We start from the raw sequence: 23947 nt of genomic DNA, 5'->3' as shown, positions 1-23947 counted from the left end.
ACCAGGCTAAGCCGCACTTGCCCCCAATGCTTCCCCTGCCGCGTGGCCACTGGCCCACGCCCAGTGGAAGTTATAGCCACCCAGCCAGCCGGTGACATCCGCCGCTTCACCAATCACATACAGGTTTGGCACGGTGTTCGCTTCCATGGTTTTGGAAGAGAGCGCGTGCGTATCCACGCCGCCGCGCGTCACTTCAGCCTTGGCAAAGCCTTCCGTCCCGGTAGGGTGCAGGTCCAGCCGGTGAACACGGTCCGCCAGTGCACGCAGTGTGCGGTCTGGCCATTCCACCACGGGGCGGTCTTCCGGCGCGCCCTGCCGGGCAAGTTCCTGCGCCAGCCGCTGCGGCAGCCAGCGGCTGAGGGCAGCGGGGCCTTTCATCTGCCCCTTGGCTTTTTTCAACCCGGCGAGAAGCGCGTTCAGGTCTTCACCCGGCAACAGATTGATCCGCACCGGCTCGCCAGGCTGCCAGTAAGAGGAAATCTGCAGGAGCGCCGGGCCGGACAGCCCCCGGTGCGTAAACAGCAGGGCTTCATCAAACCCCACCTTTCCGCAGGAGGCCCGCACCGGGAGCGAGACACCGGCCAGTGTCTGCACCCAGCTTTCCTGCGCCTGCCCGAAAACCAGCGGCACAAGTGCTGGCTCCGGGGAGATAACTGGCAGACCAAATGAACGGGCAATCGTATAACTGAAGCTGGTTGCTCCAAGTTTTGGAATGGACAGGCCGCCCGTGGCCAGCACCAGAGCCTTGCTGGTGAATGTCCCCGCAGAGGTTTCCACATGGAAATCCAGCGGCTTTTTGACATCCGTGATGCGCACATCCGTCAGGATAGTCACATGCGCCGCCGCACATTCAGCCAGCAGCATCTGCACGATATCCCGCGCGGAATGATCGCAAAACAACTGCCCCAGCTTCTTTTCGTGCCAGGGGATGTTATGCGCGGCCAGCAGCTCCAGAAACTGCGCGGGTTTGTAACGGCTCAGCGCAGAACGGGCAAAATGCCGGTTTTGGGAAATAAAGCGCTCGGGGCGCATATCCAGATTGGTAAAATTACAGCGCCCACCACCGGAAATCAGGATCTTGCGCCCCACCTCCGGTGCGTGGTCCAGCACCACCACACGCCGCCCGCGCCGGGCCGCCGTGAACGCGGCCATCAGCCCGGCGGCACCCGCCCCGATAATCAGGACATCAGGCGCACGCCGCGCGGCATCGCCGCCTTTATGAAACGTCACGCTGCTCAGAAATCCAGATTGGCGTAATAATCCGGCGGCGTAATGCCGGACACACGATCCCCCAGAAGCGGGCGGAAGCAGGGGCGGGATTTCATGCGGGCATACCAGTCTCGCACCGCCGGGGCCTTGGACCAGTCAATATCACCAATAAAATCAAGACAGGAGAGGTGAGCGGCGGCGGCAAAATCGGCCAGAGAAAGGAAGTTCCCTGCCAGCCAGTTCCGGTTTTCCGCCAGAAAATTGATATATTTGAGGTGCGGCTTCATGGCGGCATAGCCTTCACGCAGCACAGTGCCATCCGGATTCCCGCGACCACTGATGCGCTTCATCACACGCTCGCCAATAAAGCGGCCGGACACATCCTGCGCAAAGCGTTCGTCAAACCATGCAACCAGCCGCCGCACTTCCACCCGTTCGGCCAGCGTACGGCCCAGCAGCGGCGTATCGGAATAGGCTTCTTCCAGATACTCGCAGATCACGGAGGAATCCGGCACAATCAGCCCGTTATCTTCCACCAGAACCGGCACTTCACCTGCCGGATTCATAGCCAGGAATTCCGGGCGCTCTTCCCACACCCGTTCCACAACAGCTTCAAACGGCAGACGTTTTTCACCCAGAACCAGACGGATTTTTCGGCTGTAGGGCGAGAGAGGGAGATGATAAAGCGTACGCATCAGACAAATTTATGACATTGTCCGCGAACGCGCCAGAGGGAAAAAAGGCCGTAAGAGATCACTTCTCAAAAAGGCACCCGCAGGGTCTGTACAGATGCTCGACAGACAGGCCGTCAAGCGTGTACCACTGCGTTTCGCATTCCAGTCCGACCCTACGCTAGCGAGATCTCACGTCCTTGTCCGCCACGACACCCCCCCTGCCCCGTATCCGCATTTCCGGCCGATCTTTTCTGGCACTCACCCTGACGCCGGAAGCCCCGCTGGAAGACTGGTTGAACGCACTGGACCACCAGATTGCCCGTTCCGCCGGTTTTTTCGCGGGCAAGCCGATCATTCTTGATCTGGGCACACTGACTGAGGAAACGCCGCATCTGGCCGACCTTCTGCCTGCCTTGAAAGAACGCGGCATTCGCGTGATCGGTATTGAGGGAGGAGACCGCTCCTGGCCTGCTGTGGAAGGCTGGGACTGGCCTGAAGGCTTTGTCGGGGGCCGCGCCTCTGGCGAGATGGCGGTGCCGGAAGAAGAAGCGCCGGAAGCCCCTGTCTCCCGCACCCTGATTGTTGAAAACCCGGTTCGTTCCGGCCAACATGTGGTCTGGCCGGATGGTGATGTGGTGATTCTTGGCGCTGTGGCGTCTGGCGCTGAAGTCTCCGCGGGTGGCTCCATCCATGTTTATGGCGCCCTGCGCGGGCGGGCCATTGCCGGCATTGGTGGCCATGCGGATGCCCGTATCTTCACCCGCGCACTGGAAGCCGAGCTGGTTGCTATTGACGGTTTTTACGCAACAGCCGAAGAAATGGACGCAAGCCAGACAAGTAAACCCACTCAGGTTGCCCTTTCCGGAGAAACACTTGCTTTTTTTCCTCTGATCTAACACTTCGGGGGAAAAGAATTCACCTCAGGTGAATATTCTGCGTTTCATTTCTGACAACAGATTGTAAGGTTGCGCACAGATACCGCTGTCATGAAGTTGATGATGGCAAACGCAGCCTTAAGACCAAATGAGGAATAATACGGATGTCAAAGGTTCTGGTCGTCACGTCCGGAAAAGGTGGCGTAGGCAAGACCACCACCTCCGCAGCACTGGGTGCAGCACTGGCCAAAAACGGACAGACTGTTGCACTGGTTGATTTCGATGTCGGCTTGCGGAACCTCGATCTGGTCATGGGTGCGGAACGCCGCGTGGTGTTTGACCTCATCAACGTCATTCAGGGCGATGCCAATCTGGCTCAGGCGCTCATCAAGGACAAACGCGTTCCCTCCCTTTCCCTCCTGCCCGCCTCCCAGACGCGGGACAAGGATGCCCTGACGGCTGAGGGTGTTGCGAAAGTTATTGATGAACTGCGCAAGAAGTTTGACTGGGTGATCTGTGACAGCCCTGCCGGGATTGAGCGCGGCGCGCAGATGGCCATGTATCATGCCGATGTGGCCGTGATTGTCACAAACCCGGAAGTCTCTTCCGTGCGTGACAGTGACCGGATTATCGGCATGCTGGACAGCACGACCGAGAAAGCCAAGAAAGGGGAGAAGATGGACAAGCATCTCCTCCTCACCCGGTATGACCCGCAGCGCGCTTCTCGCGGTGACATGCTGGGCACAGACGATGTGCTCGAAATTCTTTCCATCCCGCTTCTGGGCATCATCCCGGAAAGCGGCGACGTGCTGCGGGCCTCAAACGTGGGAGCCCCGGTTACGATAGCTGAGCCCGAAAGTGCTGCGGCACGCGCCTATAACGATGCCGCACGGCGTCTGGCGGGTGAGAAGCTGGAAGTCACCATTCCCACGGAACGCAAAGGCCTGTTCGACTGGCTGTTTAAACGGAGAGTCGCATGACCTTCCTCTCCACGCTTTTCAAGCGTCGCTCCTCCGCCCCCGTCGCGCGGGACCGTTTGCAGATCCTTCTTGCCCATGAGCGGATTTCCAGCGGTGATGGCAAGGATGACCTCCTGGCCCAGCTTCACCGCGAGATCATGGAAGTCATCAAACGGCATGTCACGGTGGATCAGGACAAGGTCCAGATCAAGCTTGATCGCGGCGCGCACTGCTCCACGCTCGAAATTGATGTGGAAGTGCCGGGCCTGACCGACATCAAACCGGGCGCAACCCTGGCCGCCCGCACGGCCGAAGCGGATGCCGCGCTTGAGGCCAAAAAGGCCTGAAGCCTTCCGGCTCCGCCGCATAAAAAACCCGGCCCGCCATCTGGCGCGCCGGGTTTTTCTTTCTCTCACACAGAAAAATCCAGAAATCCCTCAGGCGGGCAGAAGCGGCTCCAGCCAGAACTGCGCCTGCTTGAAATCTTCCCGGATAGCGTCCACAGCAGCCCCGGCATCCCGCCGGCGGAACGCCTCCAGCAGCTTCATGTGGGGGTGCTCCACTTCCACCGGGCTGATAAGCGGCAGCCCGTTGGTGCCCGCGTAAAACGGGCCAATACGCGCCCACAGCCGGTGCATGATGCCCGCCGTAATGCTCAGGCTGGAAAAATCGGCAATCGCGCTGTGAAACGCCGCGTTCCCGACCGCAGACTGGTGCGGGTCTCCCGCCAGATAGCCGTCAATAAAGGCCTGATGCCGGGCCTCCAGCACGGCAATCTGCTCGGGAAGAATGCGCTCCGCCACATTGCGCGTCAGCCGTTCTTCCAGATCTCCGCGCAAGGTGTGCACTTCCAGAAAAGTTTCACGCGAGAGCGCCGGCACGCGGGCGGTGTTCCGGTCATCCAGCTCCAGCGCCTGTTCGGACACCAGACGCAGCAATGCCTCCCGCACGGGAGTCGGGCTGAGCTTGAGGGATGCCGCCAGCGGACGCAGCACCAGACGTTCTCCGCCTTTATAGGTGCTCAGAATCAGGCGCTCCCTGATCTGCTGATAGGCATAAGCGGCCAGCGCGCCCTTGGCCGCCGGGCGGTCTGTTTCCAGACCGGATGCATCATCATGCAACATCATTCGTATGGGTTACCTGCTTGTTCAGAAAATTCCTGTAGGGGCCGTTCTGCTGTTCGAGCTGGCCAGGCGCACCATCCTCTACAATCCGACCGTCCTGCATCACAACAATTCTATCAAAATTCTGCAAGGTTGAAAGCCGGTGCGCCACAGCAATGACAGTGCGGCCAACCATAAGCCGCTCAAGGGCTTTTTGCACATGGGCCTCGCTTTCCGTGTCCAGCGCGCTGGTGGCTTCGTCCAGAACAAGAATGGGCGCATTGCGCAGGAAGGCCCGCGCAATGGCAATCCGCTGCCGCTGGCCACCGGAAAGCTTGACCCCACGGTCCCCCACCAGAGTCTGGAACCCCTGCGGCATGGCTTCAATAAACTCCACGCAGCCTGCGGCCATCGCGGCGGCGTATACGGCCTCATCCGGTGCATCCGGGCGGCCGTAGCGAATATTCTCCATCACGGTGCGGTGCAGCAGGGAAACATCCTGCGGCACAATGGAAAGGCAGGCCCGCAGACCATCATCCGTCAGATCACGAATATCCTCTCCATCAATCAGAATACGGCCTTCCTGAACAAAGCGCAGGCGCTGCAACAGGGCCAGAACCGTACTTTTGCCTGACCCGGAACGACCCACCAGCCCGACCCGGCTCCCGGCGGTGATATGCAGGTTAAATCCATCCAGCACCCGTGCCCCGCCCGGATAGGCGAAGCCGACATTCTCAAACACAATATCCCCGCGCACAGGGCCGGGGTGCGGTACGGCGTCATCCCGATCAGGCATGTCATGCGGGACCAGCAGGGAAGACAGCACTTCAGAAAGCCGCGCATTGTGCTGAATGGTTTCCACCAGCGCCATCGCCAGATCCCGCGTGCCGTGCAGGATGGCAAACCCCAGGGTGATGACCATGACCACCTCCCCCACACTTGCCTCCCCACGCTGCCAGAGCAGCACAGCCCAGATCAGCAGACCGGCTGTCAGCACCGCTGTCAGCACCGCATGCACCATCCGCAGCTTTTCCATGTAGCGCAGGGAGCGAAGCCGCTCGCCCATTTCCCGGCCCGCCAGCGTGTTGAAGCGCTGGCGCTCCTGCGTGCGCATCCCGAAGGCCCGCACCAGAGCGATATTGCCCATCACATCCAGAGTTTCGCCCTCAAGCCCCGCAGCCGCCGCGGCATATTCCCCGTGCAGGGCGCGGCCGCGTACGGCCAGACGGAACATCAGCAGGCAGAGTGCCGCGGCCAGAACAACCGTAACGCCCCCCATCAGCCAGCTTACGGAGAGCATGAGCGTTACGGAGAGAAGCACGTTCAACGCAGGCGGCAGAACGCTCCATGCCAGAAGATTTTCAATGGTGAAGCAGACATTGCCCGCCGTGGCGATGCGCGCGGCCAGAGAGGTCGGCATCCGCTCGGAAAAATAGGCCGGGGAATGGCCAGTGAGAAACCGGAACAGGTCACGCCGGATATCGCCGGTCATTTCAATAAAAGTGCGGGAGGCAAACCAGCCCGCAATCCGCCAGCCCAGATTATCCATGGCAATCAGGCCCGCCAGAACAGCCACAGCCTGCCAGACCGCCGCCACCGGGCCATCATGCGCGGTGGCTGTCATGATATCCACCAGATGCCGCACGGCGTAGGACGACAGGACAGCACAGCCAATGGCCAGTCCGACCGAGCCGAACACCATGGCGTGCCCCACCGTGCGGTTACGCATATATCGTAGCAGAAACGCCACGGGCCGCCCTGCATACACATGCAGTTCCCGGTCCGGCACCACACTCGTTTTGTCTTCTTCCACTGCGCCTTTTCTCCACGTTACCGCGCCTGTCTTCCGCCCCCTTTCCCTCTTGAAGACGGCGTCATCATGGCACTCTTCCACAGAAGCCCGGAAAGATTAAAAAAGCTTTTTTTTGCATGCTGGTAGCGTCTGACGCTTGCCTCTTGCGCCCAAGCCTGCTTGCTCATGGACTCATGCAGACGTCACCGCAGAAAACCAGCTGGTTTCCCATCATGCTTCGCTTGGACGAAGCCCGTGTTCTCGTGATTGGTGGCGGAAATGTTGCCGCCAATAAAGTGCGCCTGCTGGTGCCTGCCGGAGCACGGATTGAACTCCTGGCCCCCACACTCTGCCCTGAACTCCGGCAGATGGCCGATGATGGCGTTCTGACACATGTGCAGGGGCTGGTTTCTGAAGAGGATGTGCGCCTCCGCCTGCCCGGCTGCCGTCTGGTCTATCTCGCAACCAATGATCCCACCTTGAACCGCAGCCTCGCGGAGCTGTGCCAGCAGCACAACGTACCGGTCTGCTCGGTGGATGACCCGGCCAATTCCAGCTTTATCACCCCCGCACTGAGCACGCGTGGCGCGGTGCAGGTGGCCGTCTCCACAGGGGGCGCTGCCCCGGTTCTGGCCCGCCGCCTGCGGGCGAAAATTGAGGAAATCCTGCCTGCGGGGCTGCATCTGCTGGCGGATTTCATGCAAAAAGCCCGCCTGCCCCTGCGTGAACGCCTGCCGGACCCGTCTGACCGGCGGCAGGTGTGGGAACGGTTTCTGGATGGCTCTGGCGGCTCACTGGCCATGAGCGGGCAGACAGAGGCGGCAGACAGGGAACTGAACCGCCTGCTGGAAGGCCATACCCGGCAGGGAGAAGTCTGGCTGGTAGGGGCCGGGCCGGGAGACCCGAATCTGCTGACCCTCGCCGCCCTGCGCCTGATGCAGGATGCCGATACCGTTCTGTATGATAATCTGGTCGGGCCGGACATCCTCAATTATGTGCGCCGGGATGCTGAACTGATTTTTGTTGGCAAACAGCGTAACCGGCACACCCTGCCGCAGGATGAGATCAATGCCGAGCTGGTGCGCCGCGCCAGAGCCGGGGAACGTGTCCTGCGCCTGAAGGGAGGAGATCCCTTCATTTTCGGTCGTGGCGGGGAAGAAATTGAAACCCTGACAGAGGCCGGGATTCCCTTCCGCATCATCCCCGGCATTTCCGCCGCCAACGGATGCGCGGCCTATGCCGGTATCCCCCTCACACATCGGGACTGCGCGCAGGCCTGCCTGTTTATTACCGGCCATGCCCGTGCGGATGGCACGCTGGATCTGGCATGGGAAACCATCGCCCTGCGCAGCCAGACCGTGGTGATCTATATGGGGCTGGCCATGCTGCCGCTGCTCTGCGCCCAGCTCGTAACGCACGGCCTGCCGGCGGACTGGCCCGCCGCCATTGTGGAACGCGGCACCACCCCCCAACAGCGTGTTCTGACCGGCACCCTCACAACACTGCCCGAACAGGCTGCCGCAGCCCATGTGAGCAGCCCTGCCCTTGTCATCATCGGTGAGGTTGTGCGGCATCGGGTGCTTCCACTGCCTTCCGGCTCATAACAACTGCGTGACCTTAGTTAGCATTTTGCTGCGTTTGACAGGGGCCGGATCAGGGGGTTTTCAAATTTTCCCGACCTGACACGCCTTATCCGGACAGACCTCTTTTCACCCTGATGAGGGGCTTGTAGCCGGTCTTTCCGGAAATTATTTCGCCTGAATATCGTTATAACAGGACAGGCACTCCCCCGTAACAGTCTGATAACAAAACGAAATTACGCGCACGCCTTTTTGCGACCCTCCGCCCGTGCCGCACGCATGCGCTCGGCGCAAGCCTGATCCGAGCCGCCATAGCGCCCCCTGCCCGCCCGCATACGGCCCGCCGCCCTGCCGCCCCGGCCCGCTTTTCCCGCTCTGTTGCATGCCAGAAAACCACTCTCATCAGGTGTTGACGGAGAGAAGCCCGATCTCCCAGAGATATGCGGAAGACGTGAAGGAGCAGACTTTTATGGCATTGAGAAAACGGGCACTTTTTTTACCGGCTGTTGTAACAGCCGCTGCCTGTGCGCCATTCATAACCGCACCCTCTGCTCTGGCTGATGACTACAGTGACCTGCTGGACATCCTGCAAGCCAAAGGCAGCCTGACAAAGCATGAACACGACACCCTTCTGGCCAAACATCTGAGCCGTGCAGCCTCCGCCGCGGCGGCTGCGCCATCCGGCGCCACGCGCGCGGCCTCGCGCTCCGTGCGCACGGCCAGTGCCTCTGTCACGCGCCATGCGGCGCAGGGGCGGCATGCTGTCGGCTCAGGCTATGAGGATGGTATCCGGTTTGACCCCGGCGCACCGGAGGATGCCTCCACCCGCGCCCAGATGGCGGCAGACCGTGCGGAAGCCAGTGCCCGCTCCGCTCAGGAGGCCATGCTCTCCACCAAAAATGCGCTGGACAGCGCCAGCGTTGTCCGGGTTGCCAAATATGTTCCGGGCAAGGGGCTGACGTTCAAGGCCGGGCCGATCGACATCAATTTCTCCGGCTTTGTGAACGGCTTTTACACATATAACAGCCCCGCCGGCGGCCGCCCCGTGGCGGGTGGTGTCTCGACAGGCTCCAGCGGGTTCGATTCCTCATCCGTGCGCAACGGCCTCCTGCCCGCAGGCTTCATTCTCAAGCTGAGCACCACCCAGTCCGGCATTGATATGTCTGCCGTGCTGGGCATGTATCCGGGTGTGGACAACGCCAAGAACGGCGCCTTCAACGCCAATACCGGCGGCAGCCCCGTCGGGCTTGGCACGGCGGGTATCGATCTGCGTCAGGTTTATGTCACGGTCGGCACCAAAAGCTTCGGCACGGTCAAGATCGGGCGTGACCTCGCCATTTTCGGCAGCGATGCCATCCTGAACGACGCCACCCTGCTCAGCGTTGGGTCCACTGGCAGCAATGCCTCACCGGGCAACACATCACTGGGCCGTATTGGTGTCGGGTATGTCTATGCGGACTGGATTCCGCAGATTTCCTATATGTCTCCGGTCTATCATGGCCTTCAGGGGTCTGTGGGCGTCTTCCAGCCGCTTGATGAATTCAATTTTGCCGGGGGCGATTCCTCGGGGCGGCCGCTTTCCGCCTCCTCCTCCCAGCATTCCTCCCCCATGGTGCAGGGCAAGGGCACATACGATTTCAACATCGGGGGTGTTCAGACCCGCATCTGGGCCAGCTTCCTCGTGCAGCACCAGCAGGCCCTCACCAGCCCGGATCTGGATGCCTCCAGCCGCCGCAGCGCCATGGTGGAAGCCGGAGAAATCGGCACCAAAATCACCTACAAAGGCTTTCAGGGTGTCGCCTACTACTACCGTGGCAGCGGGCTGGGCACCACGGGCCTGTTCTTTGACGGGATTGCCAACAATGGCCGCAAACGCGCGTCTGAAGGCTATTACGTGCAGGCCATGTATAATTTCACCAAGAAATTCAAACTGGTCGGCAGCTATGGTGTCAGTAATCTCTATCAGGCTCCGGGGGAAAACAGCACGCTGCTGGTCCGCCGCAACCAGTCTGAAGTCGGGGCGGCCTACTATAGCCTGACCGACTGGCTGAACCTTGTTGCCGAATATGCCCACACGGAATCCGCTGCCCACGGGCCGAACAAGGAAAGTGATAACTCAGCCTCCGGCGGTGTCATCCTGCTCTTCTGAAGACTGGTTGCCTGCTGAAACATTCCGGCGGCCAGAGCGTTGTGCAAAAAACCGCCCTGCCTTCACCCCTCACGGGCCTGAAGGCAGGGCGGCGGGTCTGTTTCCGGCAGCGTTCAAGGAGTACGCCCCCATGTCCACCGCTCCCCTTCTGACTCTGAATGATGGGTACAAAATTCCTGCCATGGGGTTTGGCACATACCCCATGAATGATCAGGACGCAGAAACAGCGGTACAGGCCGCGCTGCTCACCGGCTACCGGCTGATTGATACCGCCGCCAGCTACGGAAACGAGACAGGGGTTGGCCACGCCCTGAAAACCTCTGAGATCGAACGGGAAGATATTTTTCTGACCACCAAGCTCCGCGGGGCTGAGCAGGGGTATGACGCCGCCCTCAAAGGGCTGGACGCAAGCCTTCGGCGGCTGAATGTGGACTATGTGGATCTCTACCTCATCCACTGGCCGCTGCCGGAAAAAGACCTTTATGTGGAAAGCTGGAAAGCCATGATTGCCGCGCAGAAAGACGGCAGGGTGCGCTCCATTGGCGTTTCAAATTTTCAGCCCGCGCATCTGGAGCGCCTGATTCAGGAAACGGGCGTGGCGCCTGCCGTCAACCAGATTGAACTTCATGCCGACTTCCAGCAGGCCGAGCTCCGCCGCATCCACGCGCGGCACGGTATTCTCACCGAGGGCTGGAGGCCGCTGGGCAAGGGGCTGATGGACAACCCCGTTATCATGGCGCTGGCGGAAAAGCATAACCGCACCCCCGCCCAGATCATACTGCGCTGGTTTATCCAGAACACCATCATCCCCATCCCCAAATCAGGCAATCCGGACCGGATGGCGGCCAACCTGAGTGTTTTTGATTTCCAACTGGACGAGGCGGACCTCGCGGCCTTCGCACGCCTCGAAGCCGGAAACCGTCTGGGGGGCAACCCGGACACTCACAGTGAAGAATAAATTTTTATTCGCCTGATTTCCCCCGCTTCCATGCCCCCTGCCAGCAGGCCGCAGCCCGGCCTGTAGCGCTTTTCCGCCATATCAGTGACGCATGACCACGCCATGTGATACGTCTCGCATGGGTTCACCCGGCTGCCGGGGAGTTGCCCTTGTCGGGAGAGGGGGTAGATAAGGCAGATATGACCGTCCGTTCATCTCCATCATGGCTGAAGTCATACCTGTCGACTCTAGACCGGTACGTGTTCCATCAGCTTCTGATTGCGCTGCTGGCCACCACAGGGGGGCTGGCCGCCCTTATCTGGCTGATGCAATCCCTGCGCTTTGTGTCGCTGGTGGTGGATCGCGGGCTGTCCCTGCGGGTCTTTATTGAGCTGACCAGCCTGCTGATTCCCTCCTTTGTCGCGGTGGTGCTGCCCATCACGACTTTTGTGGTGAGCCTGTTCGTGTATCAGCGTCTGGCAGGAGACCGCGAACTGACCGTGATGCGCGCCGCAGGACTTTCCCCGCTCGCGCTGGCGCGGCCCGGGCTGGCCTGCGCCGTCATGGCCTCCCTTCTCGGCTTCATGCTCAACCTGTGGATCGTGCCGACCTCCTACCACCATTTCCGGCAGTTCGAATTCCAGATCAGGAACAAGATGGCCGCGTTCATGCTTCAGGAAGGTGTCTTCACTAAAGTCTCTGATGTCATGACTGTCTATATCCGTGAACGCAGCCACGATGGCACCCTGCATGGCATTGTGGTGGAAGATGACCGGCAGCCCAACAACCGCGCCACCATTCTGGCTGAGCGCGGCACGATGATGATTGTCAACGACACACCCCGCGTCATCCTGTATGACGGCTCCCGTCAGGTGATTGACCATAAAACGGGGCGTCTCGACATGCTGGTCTTTCAACAGGATTCGATGGATCTCTCCTCCACCCATCAGGAGGATGCGCGCTTCCGCGATGCGGCGGAAATGTCCTTGCATGAACTGCTGAACCCGGACCCGAAAGAGGTCTCCTCCCGTGATACCGGCAAGTTCAAGGTGGAAGGCTGGCGCAGGCTGACATCCCCCCTCACCTGCTTCTCCTTCGCCATGGTCGGACTGTTTGCCGTGCTGCGCGGCGTGTTCTCCCGCCACGGCAATATCAAGCGGCCGCTGGCGGCCGTGCTCAGCGTGGTGGGGCTGCTGGCCGTCAATCTGCTGCTGCAAAACCTTGCCAGCCGGAATATGGTACTCATTCCGCTCATCCCGCTGGTGGCGCTGCTGCCGGGTGTGGTCTGTGCGGCCATTCTATTTGTGCCGGAACTTCTTCCGGGCACACGTGCCCGCACGGCCTGAGGAAGAACGCCCCGCCGATGGTTGTCTCCGTTACGCTCTCGCTCTACATCGCCCGCCAGTTCGTGTTTTCCGTGCTGGCCATGATTGCCTCTCTCACCGGCATTGTGTGCCTGTTCGATTTCATTGACCTGCTGCGCCGCGTGGCCACCCGGCCCGATGTCTCCACCAATGTGGTGACAGAAATTGCCGGGCTGCATATCCCGTATTTTGCCGTGGAAATCCTGCCCTTCGGCATTCTGCTGGGGGGCATTATCTGCTTCTGGCGGCTCACCCGCTCTTCAGAGCTGATTGTGGCGCGGGCCGCCGGTATTTCCGCCTGGCAGTTTCTGGCCGGCCCGCTGGCCTGCGCCATGCTGATCGGCACCATTGCCACCACACTGGTCTCGCCTCTTTCCTCCGCCATGTATCGCCGGGCGGAAGAACTGGACCAGCAATATCTGCGCACCGGGGGCGGGCCACTCAGCCTGTCCAGCGGCTCCCTCTGGCTGCGGCAGTCCGACACCCAGTATGACCCCAAGGGTGTGGCCATCCTGCATGCCCGTGGCGTGCAGCTTGAGAAGGGCGTTCTGCATATTCATGACATCAGCATCTTCCGGCTGGATCATGATGCCAAGCTGATGATACGAATCGAATCTCCGGAAGGCGTGCTGGGTGACCATGTCTGGTTGCTGGAAAACACCCAGACAGTCCGCCCCAATGAACTTCTGCGCCCGGCGGGGCAGATGACTATCCCCACAGATCTGACCGTGAGCCGGGTGCAGGAAAGTTTTTCTTCACCCGAGACTCTCTCGGTCTGGGCGCTGCCCAGCTTTATCGCGCTGCTGGACCGTTCAGGATTTTCTTCCGTCCGGCACCGGATTCACTTCCAGTCTCTGCTTGCACTCCCTATGCTGGCGGGCACAATGGCTCTGGTGGCGGCAGGTTTTTCCATGCGTCCAACGCGGCGCGGCGGCGTGGCCCAGATGATCGGGTCTGGCGTTGCGGCGGGATTTCTGCTTTTCACGGTGTCAAAAGTTGCGGAGCAGTTTGGTAACTCCGGCGCCCTTCCCCCCGTTCTGGCGGCATGGGCTCCCACCGTTGCCGGGCTTTGCCTCGCCATTTCGCTGCTTCTTCACCTGGAGGATGGCTGATTGACCGTGGCCTCTCGGCCTTCCCGTATCCGGCGTCCACATCGCCGGCGCACCCTTGTTGCCGCCACGGCACTGGGGGGCATGACTGCGTGCATTCTGGTTGCCCCGCCGCGTGCGGCGCATGCCCAGTTCCGGCCGCAGCCCATGCACCTGAATACAGGCAGCAAAACCTCACCGGATGAGCCCGCAACCTTCCAGGCGGACAGCGTTGATTATGATGATCACGCCAACACCGTAACCTGGACCGGCAATGTGCAGGTCTGGCAGGGTGATCACGTCATGCGGGCGGACAAGATTGTGTACGACCGCGACACCGGCATTGTGGCGGCCCGCGGCAATGTCGCGACAGTCCAGCCCGATGGCTCGGTGCTGTACGCCAATTATGCGGAACTGACCGGCAACATGCGTGATGGCATTATGCTGCACGTGAACGCCACCCTGCCGGAAAACGCCAAGCTTGCCGCCAACGGCATGCGGCGCACGGGCGGCAAGGTCAACGTCATGAGCCGCGCTGTCTATACAGCCTGCGAAATCTGCGAAAAGGACAAGACACGCGCCCCGTTCTGGCAGTTCCGTGCGTATGATGCCACGCAGGATCTGGAGCATGAGCGCATTGATTTCCGGGATACCTATATCGATATCTTGGGCGTTCCGGTCCTGTATCTGCCCTACTTCTCCATGACGGACCCCTCCTCCAAACGGCACAGCGGGTTCCTGATGCCCGGCATCACGCCGCATGACCGCTATCTGGGCACGTATCTCACCATCCCCTACTACTGGGTGCTGGATGACAGTTCAGACGTTACGGTGCAGGCGCTGTTTTCCACCAAGACCGGCCCGCAGCTCAGCGCGCAGTACAGAAAGCTCTTCAACTTCGGCATGCTGAATGTTCAGGGTGGTATCGCTTATGATACGCACCGCTCTGAAAGCTACACCAACGGCTTTGGTGATCCTGTCGGGCGTGGCAATGGCCACGGCATGCAGGGCTATATTTTTGCCAATGGCCGGTTCTCCATCAACAAATACTGGCGCGTGGGGGCCAATATCAATCTGGCCACCTCGGCGGATTACATGCGCGATTACCGCGTGCAGGGCTATGGTTCGGAAACCCTGAATTCCAATGTCTATCTGGAAGGCTTTGGCACCGGGGCCTACAGCCGTGTGGATGCGCAGTATTATCAGGGGCTGAACCAGGGCGTTATCCGCAACAGTGACCTGCCCTTCGTGCTGCCGCGTTACAGCTACAGCTTCCTCGGCCAGCCAGATGCCCTGGGCGGCCGCTTTGGCATGTCCACCACGGATTTCAACGTCCGCCGCACCAACGGCACGTCCGACATCCGCGGGCAGCTTGCCCTGAACTGGGACCGCCCCTTCACGAACCGTCTGGGCCAGCAGTTCCTGCTGACGCTGCATCTGGATTCCATGATCTATCAGGCGCGCAAGCTCTACCAGCAGCCCAACTACTACAAGACCGGCCTGACAAAGGTGAGCGGGCAGGTTCTGCCCACCATCGCCCTGAAAACCAACTGGCCGTTTGTGCGTATGTTCCAACATGGGCGCGGCACGCAGATTATCGAACCCATCGTGCAGGCCATTTATGCGCCCAATACCGGTGCCGGCATGAACGCCTTCATGCCGAATGAAGACAGCCTTGCCTATGAGTTCACGGACTCAACACTGTTCTCGCTCAACCGCTATCAGGGGACGGACAGGTTGGACGGCGGCCTGCGCGGCAATGTGGGCCTCCACGCAAACTGGACATGGAACGGGCACGAAGTTGACCTTCTGGCCGGTGAAAGCTTCCAGGAGCATATTACCCATGATCGCCTGCCCTACTCGGGCCTGACGCATCATGCGTCAGACGTGGTGGCCCGCGCCCGCGTTGCCCCCAACCAGTATTTTGACTTCACGGCCCGTATGCGCCTTGACCCCTATACCTCCCAATTCAACTTCGGGGATGCGCTCTTCAGCGCCGGGGTGCCGCACTTCCGTATCCGCGGCGGGTATGTGTATGAACCCGTGACACCCTACTACTACTACGCAACGGATTATCGCTCTTACGGCCCGACCCAGCTTTATTCCGTCCGCACCAACGAACTGAGCGGCGGTTTCTCGACAGACTGGGCCAACTGGCACCTGTCCGGCTTTGCCCGCCGCAGCCTCTCCCGCAAGGAATTCGTCTCCATGGGGGGCGATATCGGCTATAGCAACGACTGCTTCGGCCTTGATTTCATGTATCTCAAACAATACACGTCCATTGGTGGCCAGCAGCGTAACTCCACCTACCTGTTCACCATCAGCTTCAAAACGCTGGGGGCGTTTGGCCTGAAATGAGAACTGCTTCAAAAATTGCGCCGTCTCCGGTATCAGAGACTGTTCTCCTTCTCCGGCCGAAAGCTGAAAGACTGTCCTGCATGCGTCTGCGCTCTCTTACCCTGGCCTGCTCCCTTACGGCTCTTGCCCTGTCTCCAGCAGTGCAGGCAGCCTCTCACAAGGCGCATGAGGCCTCTTCCGCCTCCCAGTCCGCGGCCAAGGCTCCAGAACCGGATGACATGATTATCGCCGTGGTCAACGGCATCCCGCTGACAAAGCGTGATGTGGATAACCGCGGCAAGCTCTTCGCCCTCTCCACCGGGCTGCCGGTCAGCCCCGAGCTGATGAAGCGCCTGCGCCCGCAGATTATCCGCCAGTTGATTGATGAACGCCTGCGCACGCAGGAAATCCTGACACGCCACATCAACATCTCGCCCGAACAGATTGCCGCAGCCATTGCCGGGATCGAGCGCCGGAACGGTATGCCGGAAAACGCCCTGCGCAACCGCCTGGCTCAGGATGGCGTCTCCCTGACCACGCTGATCGACCAGCTCCGCGTGCAGATTGGCTGGGTTCAGGTTCTGCGGCAGGATCTCGGCTCGCATGGCCGTGTTTCCGCCAAAGAAATCGCACAGCGTGAAGAGGCGCTGAAACGGCAGGATGGCCGCACGGAATACAATCTGAGCGAAGTGTTCGTGAAGGTTGAAGACCCGCGCCACGCTGAAGAAGAGCTGGATTTTACCAACACCATTATTCAGGAACTGCGCAAGGGCGCGCCGTTCCCGATTGTTGCCGCCCAGTTCTCCCAGAGCCAGACCGCGCTTGACGGTGGCTCCATGGGCTGGGTGCAGGAAGATGAGCTGGACCCCGCCGTGATTGCCATGGTCCGGCAGATGCCTGTAGGGATCGGGGCCATTTCCAACCCCATCAGGGTTCCGGGCGGCTTTGTGATCATCACGGTCAACGGCAAGCGCGTTATCGGGCACCAGCCGGGGCACCTCATTACGGTCCGGCAGGCATTCCTGCCGTTTGAAACACCGCTCAACCCGCAGCAGGTCACACCGCAGCAGCAGCAGACCCTGCAGAAAGCCATCAAGATCTCCCAAACCGTCCATTCCTGTGACGAGATGAGCGAGATCAACAAGCAGAACGGTGAAAAGCGCCCGTCTGATCCGGGCGAGCTTCAGCTCGAACGCATGAACGAGCAGATGCGCACCCTGCTGGCTGATCTCCCGCTGAACAAGGTTTCCCGCCCGCTGGTTTCCACTGACGGCATTGACCTGATCATGGTCTGCTCCAAGAAGGAAAAGAACTTTGCGGACCGCGCGCCGAGCGAAATTGCCGACCAGTTGATGAATGAGCGCGTGGAACAGACCGCCCGCCAGCTGGATAGCGACCTGCACCGCAAGGCCATGATTGACATGCGCATCAAGCTGAAGGGCGTATGACGCTCCTCTCCGGCCTTGAAAGCCTGCGGGACGTTATCAGCCGCCATGGTCTGGATGCCCGCAAGGCTCTTGGCCAGCACTTCCTGCTTGACCCTGACATCACCAACCGCATTGCCGCACTGGCAGGCCCGCTTGACGGACGGCATGTGGTGGAGGTCGGCCCCGGCCCCGGCGGGCTGACGCGCGCCTTGCTGGGCACACAGGCGGCATCTGTCACCGCTGTGGAGCTGGACCCGCGTGCGGCTGAAATCATCCGTGAGCTGATTTCATTTTTTCCAGACCGCCTGCGTCTGGTGGAAGATGATGCCCTCAAACAGGATCTGACAGCACTCTGCCCTGCCCCCCGCCATATCGTGGCCAACCTGCCCTATAACGTGGCCACTCCCCTGCTGGTGGGCTGGCTGCGTCAGGGCGCGGCGTGGGAACGACTGACCCTGATGTTTCAGCTCGAGGTGGCGGAGCGGATCTGCGCACAGCCAGACACCTCCCATTACGGGCGTCTGGGTGTTCTGGCCCAGTGGTGCGCCCGGTGCGATATTGTCATGAAACTGCCGCCGGGGGCCTTTTCTCCGCCTCCTGCCGTCTGGTCCGCCGTTGCCAGCCTGACCCCGCACCCGGAACAGCCGAGCCCTGCCCTGTTCAAGGCCATGGAGCGCGTGACCGCTGCCGCCTTCGGCCAGCGCCGCAAAATGCTGCGTGGCTCGTTGAAAAGCCTGCAAGGCGAGCGCCTGCTGGCTGAAACCGGCATTGACGGCACCCGCCGCGCTGAAACCCTCAGCATTGCAGAGTTCGACAGCCTCGCCCGGACGCATCTGGCGCTCTCCACCAAGGGCTGAAAGCCCCCCCCCCCCGACATTCATTTCAGGCTTTCAGGCTCACGGCTCACGGCTCACGGCTCACGGCTCACGGCTCAAAAAAGTAGCCTCCCAACAAAAAGCACCCTCTTCCTCCCGGAAAGGGTGCTTTTTTTATACCCGCGGAGCTACTCCGCGCGCCGGGTGGGCAGATACGCCGTCAGGCCGGTCCTTCCGCTTCCGCCATGTAGTCCCGCGTGAGCGGCACGGCCTCAAGAGAGCGGGTGATCTGAAGCTGGAAATTCATGTGGCCCTGCACACGGAAGGAGAGTTCTGCTGCATCCAGATAGAATTCGAACATCCGTGCAAAGCGTTCATCATACAGCGCCACAGCCTTGGCGCGGTTTGCCGCGAACCGCTCCCGCCAGATGGCAATCGTCTTCGCGTAATGCAGGCGCAGGATTTCGCAGTCCGTCACCCACAGGCCGGAGCGTTCCACCGCCGCGAATGTCTCGCTCAGTGAAGGGGAATACCCACCGGGGAAAATATATTTATTGATCCACGGATTGGTGGTGCCGGGCCCGTCATTCCGCCCGATGGAGTGCAGAACCGCCACGCCATCGTCCGCCAGACTGTTTTTGAGCACCTCGAAAAACTGATGATAATGATGCACGCCCACATGCTCGAACATGCCGACGGAAACAATCCGGTCAAAGCGCCGCTGGAGGTTCCGGTAGTCGAGCATTTCAAAACGCACGCGCCCTTCAAGCCCTTCCTCCTGCGCGCGGCGGCGCGCAATGGTCAGTTGTTCTTCGGAAAGCGTAATACCGGTGACAATCGCGCCGTAGTCCCGCGCCAGAGTCAGCGCCATACCGCCCCAGCCGCAGCCGATATCCAGCACTTCCAGCCCCGGCCGGTTCAGCAGCAGCTTGGCTGCAATATGCTTTTTCTTGGCGGCCTGAGCCTCATCCAGCGTTTCATCCCCGCGCCGGAAGTAGGCACAGGAATACTGCTTGTCCTTATCCAGAAACAGATCATACAGGCGGCTATCAAGATCATAATGATGCGCCACATTCTGGCGGGCCCGTTTGACCGGGTTGAACTGAATCCAGCTCCGGCAGGCATAGCGGATAGTGCTGGCAATCTGCTCCGGCAGATGGCCGGGAGACATGGCATTGCGCATCAGCAGGTCCAGCAGCGCATACAGCGTGCAGTCCTTGGGCTGGATGCCGCCAGCCATATAGCCTTCGCCAAAGGCCAGCCCCGGATTAAGCGCCAGAGCCCGCACGCTGGCGTTATCCACCAGCCTCATCCCGGCTTCAGGGCCAGACGCGCTGCCATTATACTGCGTCTGGCTGCCATCAGGCCAGACGACATGCAGCCGCCCGGTGGAAATAAAGTGCCTTAATATCCGGTCAAGAATTCGGTTCATGCGTGCACTCCATCATGGCCCTGAGAAAACCTGATGATAAAACACAAAAAAGGGCCCGGAAATACTTCCCGGACCCTTTTAAAAGCATGACAGAAAAAAGACGACGATTACGCGTCGGCTTTATTGTCCTCTGCTGCCGGTGCATCCGCATCTTCAGCGACAATTTCGCCTTCGATCACGGCTTCATCACCAGCCACATCTGCTTCTTCAACGCTCACGGCTTCACCGCGTGCCTGACGTTCTGCTTCTTCAGCGGAACGGGCAACGTTGACGATAACCGGCACAACCACTTCCGGGTGCAGCGCAACCTTGACTTCATACAGACCAAGAGACTTGATCGGATGAGCCAGGAAGACCTGCTGACGGGAGATGGTGAAACCAGCTTCGGTCACAACCTGTGCAACGTCACGGGTGGAAACGGAGCCATAGAGGCTGCCGCTGTCACCAGCCTGGCGGATCAGCACAACAGCCAGACCGTCCAGACGTTCGGAGAGGCGCTCGGCTTCTTCACGACGTTTGATGTTCTGCGCCTCAAGCTGGGCCCGTTCGCGGTCAAACCGTGCACGGTTGGCTTCGTTTGCACGAATAGCCTTGCCCTGGGGCAGCAGGAAGTTACGGGCATAACCCGGACGAACCTTCACCACATCGCCCATCTGACCCAGATGTTCAACGCGCTGAAGCAGGATCACTTCTGTAGCAGCCATGATCGCCCTCTCAGCTCATCACGTAGGGAAGCAGAGCAAGGAAGCGGGCGCGCTTGATAGCCTGGGCCAGCTCACGCTGCTTCTTTGCGGAAACCGCCGTAATACGGCTGGGCACGATCTTGCCACGTTCGGACAGGAAACGGCTCAGAAGACGCACGTCCTTGTAGTCGATCTTCGGCGCATTCGGGCCGGAGAACGGGCAGGACTTGCGGCGACGGTAGAACGGACGACGGGCCCCTACGGCCGGACGACGTGCGGCGGGATTGATTTCGGTCGTTTCAGACATTCTGCTCACTCCGCTTCCATGCCAGCGATATCAGCCGGTTTATCATCACGGGCGCGATATTCTTCACGGTCTTCGGAAGAACGGCGGCCACGGCCGCTTTCAAAGCGTCCGGTCGGCTTCGGGCCACGGAAACCACGTTCGCCGCGATCATCACCCTTGCGGGACAGAACGGGGGACGGAGCTTCGTCAATTTCATCAACGCGCAGCGCCAGCAGACGCAGGACGTCTTCATTGATGGAAAGCTGACGTTCGATTTCCTTGAGCATTTCAGCCTTCATATCAAGACCGAGCAGGACATAGTGGCCCTTGCGGTTCTTCTTGATACGGTAAGCCAGAGTGCGCAGGCCCCAGTATTCACGCTTCTTGACGGAACCGCCATCAGCTTCAACCTGAGCGATAATGCCATCAATGATGGCATCAACCTGCTGCTGCGAAATATCATTACGTGCAATAAGCACGGTCTCGTAAAGTGGCATGGGTACTCCCTTCGGATCGTATCAACCCGACTGCGCCAGACCGTTCCGGCAAACAGCGCCCTGCACAGAGCAGAGCAAGATGGGTATAGCCGGAGCGATGCCGCGCACCCGGCAGGGAAGATCGCGTGTCAACCACACTTCCCGCCAGAAAGCAAGAGCTTTCAGACCAGAAACTGCTCGGGAATGGTCAATCCGAGCCGGTCGGGCACATCCCAGATTTCTTCCACCGTGCGAACCGGCTCAAACCCCATCTGCTCATAAAGGGGTAAGGCCCGGGGGTGGTCCGCCGTGCAGGTGTTCACCCGCACGCTCAGCGGGGCCAGAGACCACGCATGCCGCACCGCGCTATCCAGAAACGCACGCCCCACGCCCTGCCCGATCGCTTCCGGGAACAGGCCGAAATAGGACAGATTGATATCCTGCGGGGCCGCGATGTTCAGCTCATAAAACCCCCGCAGCGCCTCACCCTGCCGCAGCAGGCCGATACACACGGGGCCACGTGCCAGAAAGCGCGCCAGAACCGCATCAGACGCCGCCTGACGCATCCACCAGCAATAAGGCCGCCCCACCCGGTCCTGCAACATGCGATAGGTTGCAAGGTCGGGCCGCACGTCTTTCTCAATCCACCACCCTTCCGGCAGGGCAAGCCCCTCTCCGCTCGGGGGGGTAAGCATGCGCATGAATGTGACATCCACCTTCATGCGCGTTGTCGGCTCAGCCTGCTGGATGGAAACCTCAGTTATCATCCAGGAAGGACCGGAGCTTACGGCTGCGGCTGGGGTGCTTGAGCTTGCGCAGCGCCTTCGCCTCGATCTGGCGGATACGTTCACGAGTCACGTTGAACTGCTGGCCAACTTCTTCCAGCGTGTGATCCGTGTTCATACCGATACCAAAACGCATGCGCAGCACACGTTCCTCACGCGGGGTGAGTGAGGCCAGAACGCGGGTTGTGGCTTCGCGCAGGTTGGTCTGAATGGCGGCATCCAGCGGGATAATCGCCGTTTTATCTTCAATGAAGTCACCCAGATGGCTGTCTTCCTCATCCCCGATCGGGGTTTCCAGAGAAATCGGCTCTTTGGCGATCTTGAGGACTTTCCGCACTTTTTCCAGCGGCATTCCCAGCTTTTCAGCCAGTTCTTCAGGCGCTGGTTCCCGACCGATTTCATGCAGCATCTGGCGCGAAGTCCGCACCAGCTTGTTGATGGTCTCGATCATATGCACCGGAATACGGATGGTGCGCGCCTGATCCGCAATGGAGCGGGTGATGGCCTGCCTGATCCACCAGGTTGCGTAGGTGGAGAACTTGTAGCCGCGACGATACTCGAATTTGTCCACGGCCTTCATCAGGCCGATATTGCCTTCCTGAATCAGGTCAAGGAACTGAAGGCCACGGTTGGTGTATTTCTTGGCAATGGAAATCACCAGCCGCAGGTTGGCTTCAATCATTTCCTTCTTGGCGCGGGCGGAATCCCGCTCGCCGCGGGCAACCGTGGCGTACACACGACGGAATTCACCAATCGGCAGCCCGGTATCCTGCGCCAGTTGCGCAACCTGGTTCCGCAGTTCGATCACCGCGTCCGAATGTTTGGCGACAAAGTTTTTCCAGGACTTGCCCGGCAGGGCGGAAACCATGTCCATCCAGGCCGGGTCCAGCTCGTGCCCACGATATTTGAGCAGGAAGTCCTCACGCGAGACACGGCAGCTTTCTGCCAGACGCAGCATACGGCCTTCCAGCACGTTCAGGGTGCGGAACAGTTCCTTGAGCTGCACAACCAGATCTTCAATCCGGTTGTTATGCAGATGCACCTGCTCCACCTTGCCCACCAGCTCATCACGCAGGGTGGCGTAGATTTTCTCGGAGCGGTCGAGCACTTCCTCACCGGTGGTCAGCACATCAATGCGCTTCACCTGAAGCTTGCGCAGCTTTTCGTAAAGCGGCTCGATTTCTTCAAAATGCGCGAGAATTTCCGGCTTCAGCTTTTCTTCCAGCGCGGAAAGGGAAAGGCCGCTGCCTTCTCCCTCGCCTTCACCTTCAACTTCGTTTTCCGGCTCGTCCGCGTCCTCACCTTCGTTTTCGGTGCCTTCAAACGCGTCTCCGCTGCCGTCCTCCCCCATCGGGTTGGTGGCTGCCTGCATGGCTTCCAGATCCACAATGTCACGCAGAAGCATTTCATTGTTACGGATCTTCTCATGCCAGGAGATAATGGCGCGGAAGGTCAGCGGGCTTTCGCACAGGCCGCCAATCATTTCATCGCGGCCAGCCTCAATGCGCTTGGCAATGGCGATCTCGCCCTCACGGGAGAGCAGTTCCACCGTGCCCATCTCGCGCAGATACATGCGGACGGGGTCATCCGTGCGGCCAAGATTTTCCGCGTTGACGTTGCCGCTGACGGTTTCGCCCTCGGCTTCTTCCGCTTCTTCCTCGGCTTCTTCTTCATCCTCAGGCGTGTCAGCCTTCTGGGACTCGGAGTCGTCGTTCTCTTCGTTTTCGACGACCTGAATTCCCATTTCGGACAGCATCGCCATGATGTCCTCAATCTGCTCGGAGGACATCTTGTCCTGAGGCAGCACGGCATTCAGCTCGTCAAACGTGATATATCCGCGCTCACGCCCCTTCGCGATCAGCTTTTTAACCGCAGTAGACTGCGTATCCAGGGTGGCTGTATCGCCATCCTGTTCAGCTGCGTGCGCTCCGTTACCCGATGCTGTCTTTGTTGCCATGCCAGACCTGCTCCTCACC

21 protein-coding genes are annotated in these 23947 nt (G+C 60.1%); 11 read left to right on the top strand and 10 right to left on the bottom strand.

Annotated features, from left to right (window positions below; translation table 11 throughout):
• Positions 1–6: 6 nt before the first annotated feature.
• Entirely contained in the window at positions 7–1230 is a 1224-nt protein-coding gene (locus GOB82_RS01965; protein WP_265793872.1) for a BaiN/RdsA family NAD(P)/FAD-dependent oxidoreductase, read from the bottom strand.
• Between the two features lie 5 nt (positions 1231–1235).
• On the bottom strand, positions 1236–1904 hold the full coding sequence (gene fzlA / locus GOB82_RS01960; protein WP_166118935.1) for an FtsZ-binding protein FzlA: 669 nt from the start codon (positions 1902–1904) through the stop codon (positions 1236–1238).
• A gap of 176 nt (positions 1905–2080) precedes the next feature.
• Here fzlA and minC point away from each other — a divergent pair, with 176 nt between their 5' ends.
• The 3 genes from minC to minE all read left to right on the top strand — a co-directional run bounded on the left by minC (position 2081) and on the right by minE (position 4064).
• Positions 2081–2779, top strand: a complete 699-nt coding sequence (minC, locus tag GOB82_RS01955) for a septum site-determining protein MinC (protein ID WP_166118933.1) — start codon at positions 2081–2083, stop codon at positions 2777–2779.
• Between the two features lie 143 nt (positions 2780–2922).
• Complete coding sequence (gene minD / locus GOB82_RS01950) at positions 2923–3738, top strand: septum site-determining protein MinD (protein WP_166118930.1); 816 nt, start codon at positions 2923–2925, stop codon at positions 3736–3738.
• The gene (minE, locus tag GOB82_RS01945; RefSeq protein WP_166118928.1) at positions 3735–4064 is read left to right on the top strand and encodes a cell division topological specificity factor MinE; all 330 of its coding nucleotides are present in this window, start codon (positions 3735–3737) and stop codon (positions 4062–4064) included. Before minD ends, minE begins: the two co-directional genes overlap by 4 nt.
• Before the next feature lie 90 nt (positions 4065–4154).
• Here minE and GOB82_RS01940 read toward each other — a convergent pair whose 3' ends face one another.
• Together GOB82_RS01940 and GOB82_RS01935 are read right to left on the bottom strand one after the other, a co-directional pair.
• On the bottom strand, positions 4155–4844 hold the full coding sequence (locus tag GOB82_RS01940; protein ID WP_166118926.1) for a GntR family transcriptional regulator: 690 nt from the start codon (positions 4842–4844) through the stop codon (positions 4155–4157).
• Positions 4831–6633 (bottom strand): ABC transporter ATP-binding protein, encoded by a 1803-nt coding sequence (locus GOB82_RS01935; protein WP_265793867.1) that lies wholly within the window; start codon positions 6631–6633, stop codon positions 4831–4833. The genes GOB82_RS01940 and GOB82_RS01935 overlap by 14 nt, the downstream gene beginning before the upstream one ends.
• Positions 6634–6806: 173 nt before the next feature.
• Here GOB82_RS01935 and cysG point away from each other — a divergent pair, with 173 nt between their 5' ends.
• The 8 genes from cysG to rsmA all read left to right on the top strand — a co-directional run bounded on the left by cysG (position 6807) and on the right by rsmA (position 18351).
• Complete coding sequence (cysG, locus tag GOB82_RS01930) at positions 6807–8216, top strand: siroheme synthase CysG (protein WP_166118924.1); 1410 nt, start codon at positions 6807–6809, stop codon at positions 8214–8216.
• Positions 8217–8661: 445 nt separating this feature from the next.
• Entirely contained in the window at positions 8662–10341 is a 1680-nt protein-coding gene (locus GOB82_RS01925) for a porin (RefSeq protein WP_166118921.1), read from the top strand.
• A 130-nt stretch (positions 10342–10471) separates the two neighbouring features.
• Entirely contained in the window at positions 10472–11299 is an 828-nt protein-coding gene (locus GOB82_RS01920) for an aldo/keto reductase (protein ID WP_166118919.1), read from the top strand.
• A 179-nt stretch (positions 11300–11478) separates the two neighbouring features.
• Positions 11479–12624 (top strand): LPS export ABC transporter permease LptF, encoded by a 1146-nt coding sequence (gene lptF / locus GOB82_RS01915; RefSeq protein WP_166118917.1) that lies wholly within the window; start codon positions 11479–11481, stop codon positions 12622–12624.
• Between the two features lie 17 nt (positions 12625–12641).
• Positions 12642–13754 carry an LPS export ABC transporter permease LptG gene (lptG, locus tag GOB82_RS01910; protein WP_166118916.1) on the top strand — a complete coding sequence of 371 codons (1113 nt, stop codon included), beginning with the start codon at positions 12642–12644 and terminating at the stop codon, positions 13752–13754.
• Positions 13755–13760: 6 nt separating this feature from the next.
• The gene (locus GOB82_RS01905) at positions 13761–16088 is read left to right on the top strand and encodes an LPS-assembly protein LptD (protein ID WP_377792165.1); all 2328 of its coding nucleotides are present in this window, start codon (positions 13761–13763) and stop codon (positions 16086–16088) included.
• Positions 16089–16168: 80 nt separating this feature from the next.
• Positions 16169–17515: a peptidylprolyl isomerase gene (locus tag GOB82_RS01900; protein ID WP_166118913.1), complete on the top strand. Its 1347-nt coding sequence runs from the start codon at positions 16169–16171 to the stop codon at positions 17513–17515.
• A complete protein-coding gene (gene rsmA, locus GOB82_RS01895) occupies positions 17512–18351 on the top strand; it encodes a 16S rRNA (adenine(1518)-N(6)/adenine(1519)-N(6))-dimethyltransferase RsmA (protein WP_166118911.1) in 840 nt (279 codons plus the stop codon). Before GOB82_RS01900 ends, rsmA begins: the two co-directional genes overlap by 4 nt.
• Positions 18352–18529: 178 nt before the next feature.
• On the opposite strand, the gene GOB82_RS01890 is transcribed toward rsmA, so the two are convergent.
• The 6 genes from GOB82_RS01890 to rpoD form a co-directional block, all read right to left on the bottom strand.
• Positions 18530–19741: an SAM-dependent methyltransferase gene (locus GOB82_RS01890; protein WP_166118908.1), complete on the bottom strand. Its 1212-nt coding sequence runs from the start codon at positions 19739–19741 to the stop codon at positions 18530–18532.
• Between the two features lie 107 nt (positions 19742–19848).
• Positions 19849–20445, bottom strand: a complete 597-nt coding sequence (gene rplI, locus GOB82_RS01885) for a 50S ribosomal protein L9 (RefSeq protein ID WP_166118906.1) — start codon at positions 20443–20445, stop codon at positions 19849–19851.
• Positions 20446–20455: 10 nt separating this feature from the next.
• A complete protein-coding gene (gene rpsR, locus GOB82_RS01880; protein ID WP_025827993.1) occupies positions 20456–20731 on the bottom strand; it encodes a 30S ribosomal protein S18 in 276 nt (91 codons plus the stop codon).
• Positions 20732–20736: 5 nt separating this feature from the next.
• Positions 20737–21207, bottom strand: a complete 471-nt coding sequence (rpsF, locus tag GOB82_RS01875; RefSeq protein WP_166118903.1) for a 30S ribosomal protein S6 — start codon at positions 21205–21207, stop codon at positions 20737–20739.
• Positions 21208–21368: 161 nt separating this feature from the next.
• Positions 21369–21953: a GNAT family N-acetyltransferase gene (locus GOB82_RS01870; protein ID WP_166118901.1), complete on the bottom strand. Its 585-nt coding sequence runs from the start codon at positions 21951–21953 to the stop codon at positions 21369–21371.
• Entirely contained in the window at positions 21943–23928 is a 1986-nt protein-coding gene (gene rpoD / locus GOB82_RS01865; protein ID WP_166118899.1) for an RNA polymerase sigma factor RpoD, read from the bottom strand. Before rpoD ends, GOB82_RS01870 begins: the two co-directional genes overlap by 11 nt.
• Positions 23929–23947: the final 19 nt, after the last annotated feature.

It is taken from the genome of Acetobacter farinalis (assembly GCF_011516935.1).
Taxonomy (GTDB): domain Bacteria; phylum Pseudomonadota; class Alphaproteobacteria; order Acetobacterales; family Acetobacteraceae; genus Acetobacter; species Acetobacter farinalis.
This window is presented reverse-complemented; position numbering and strand designations above follow the sequence as displayed.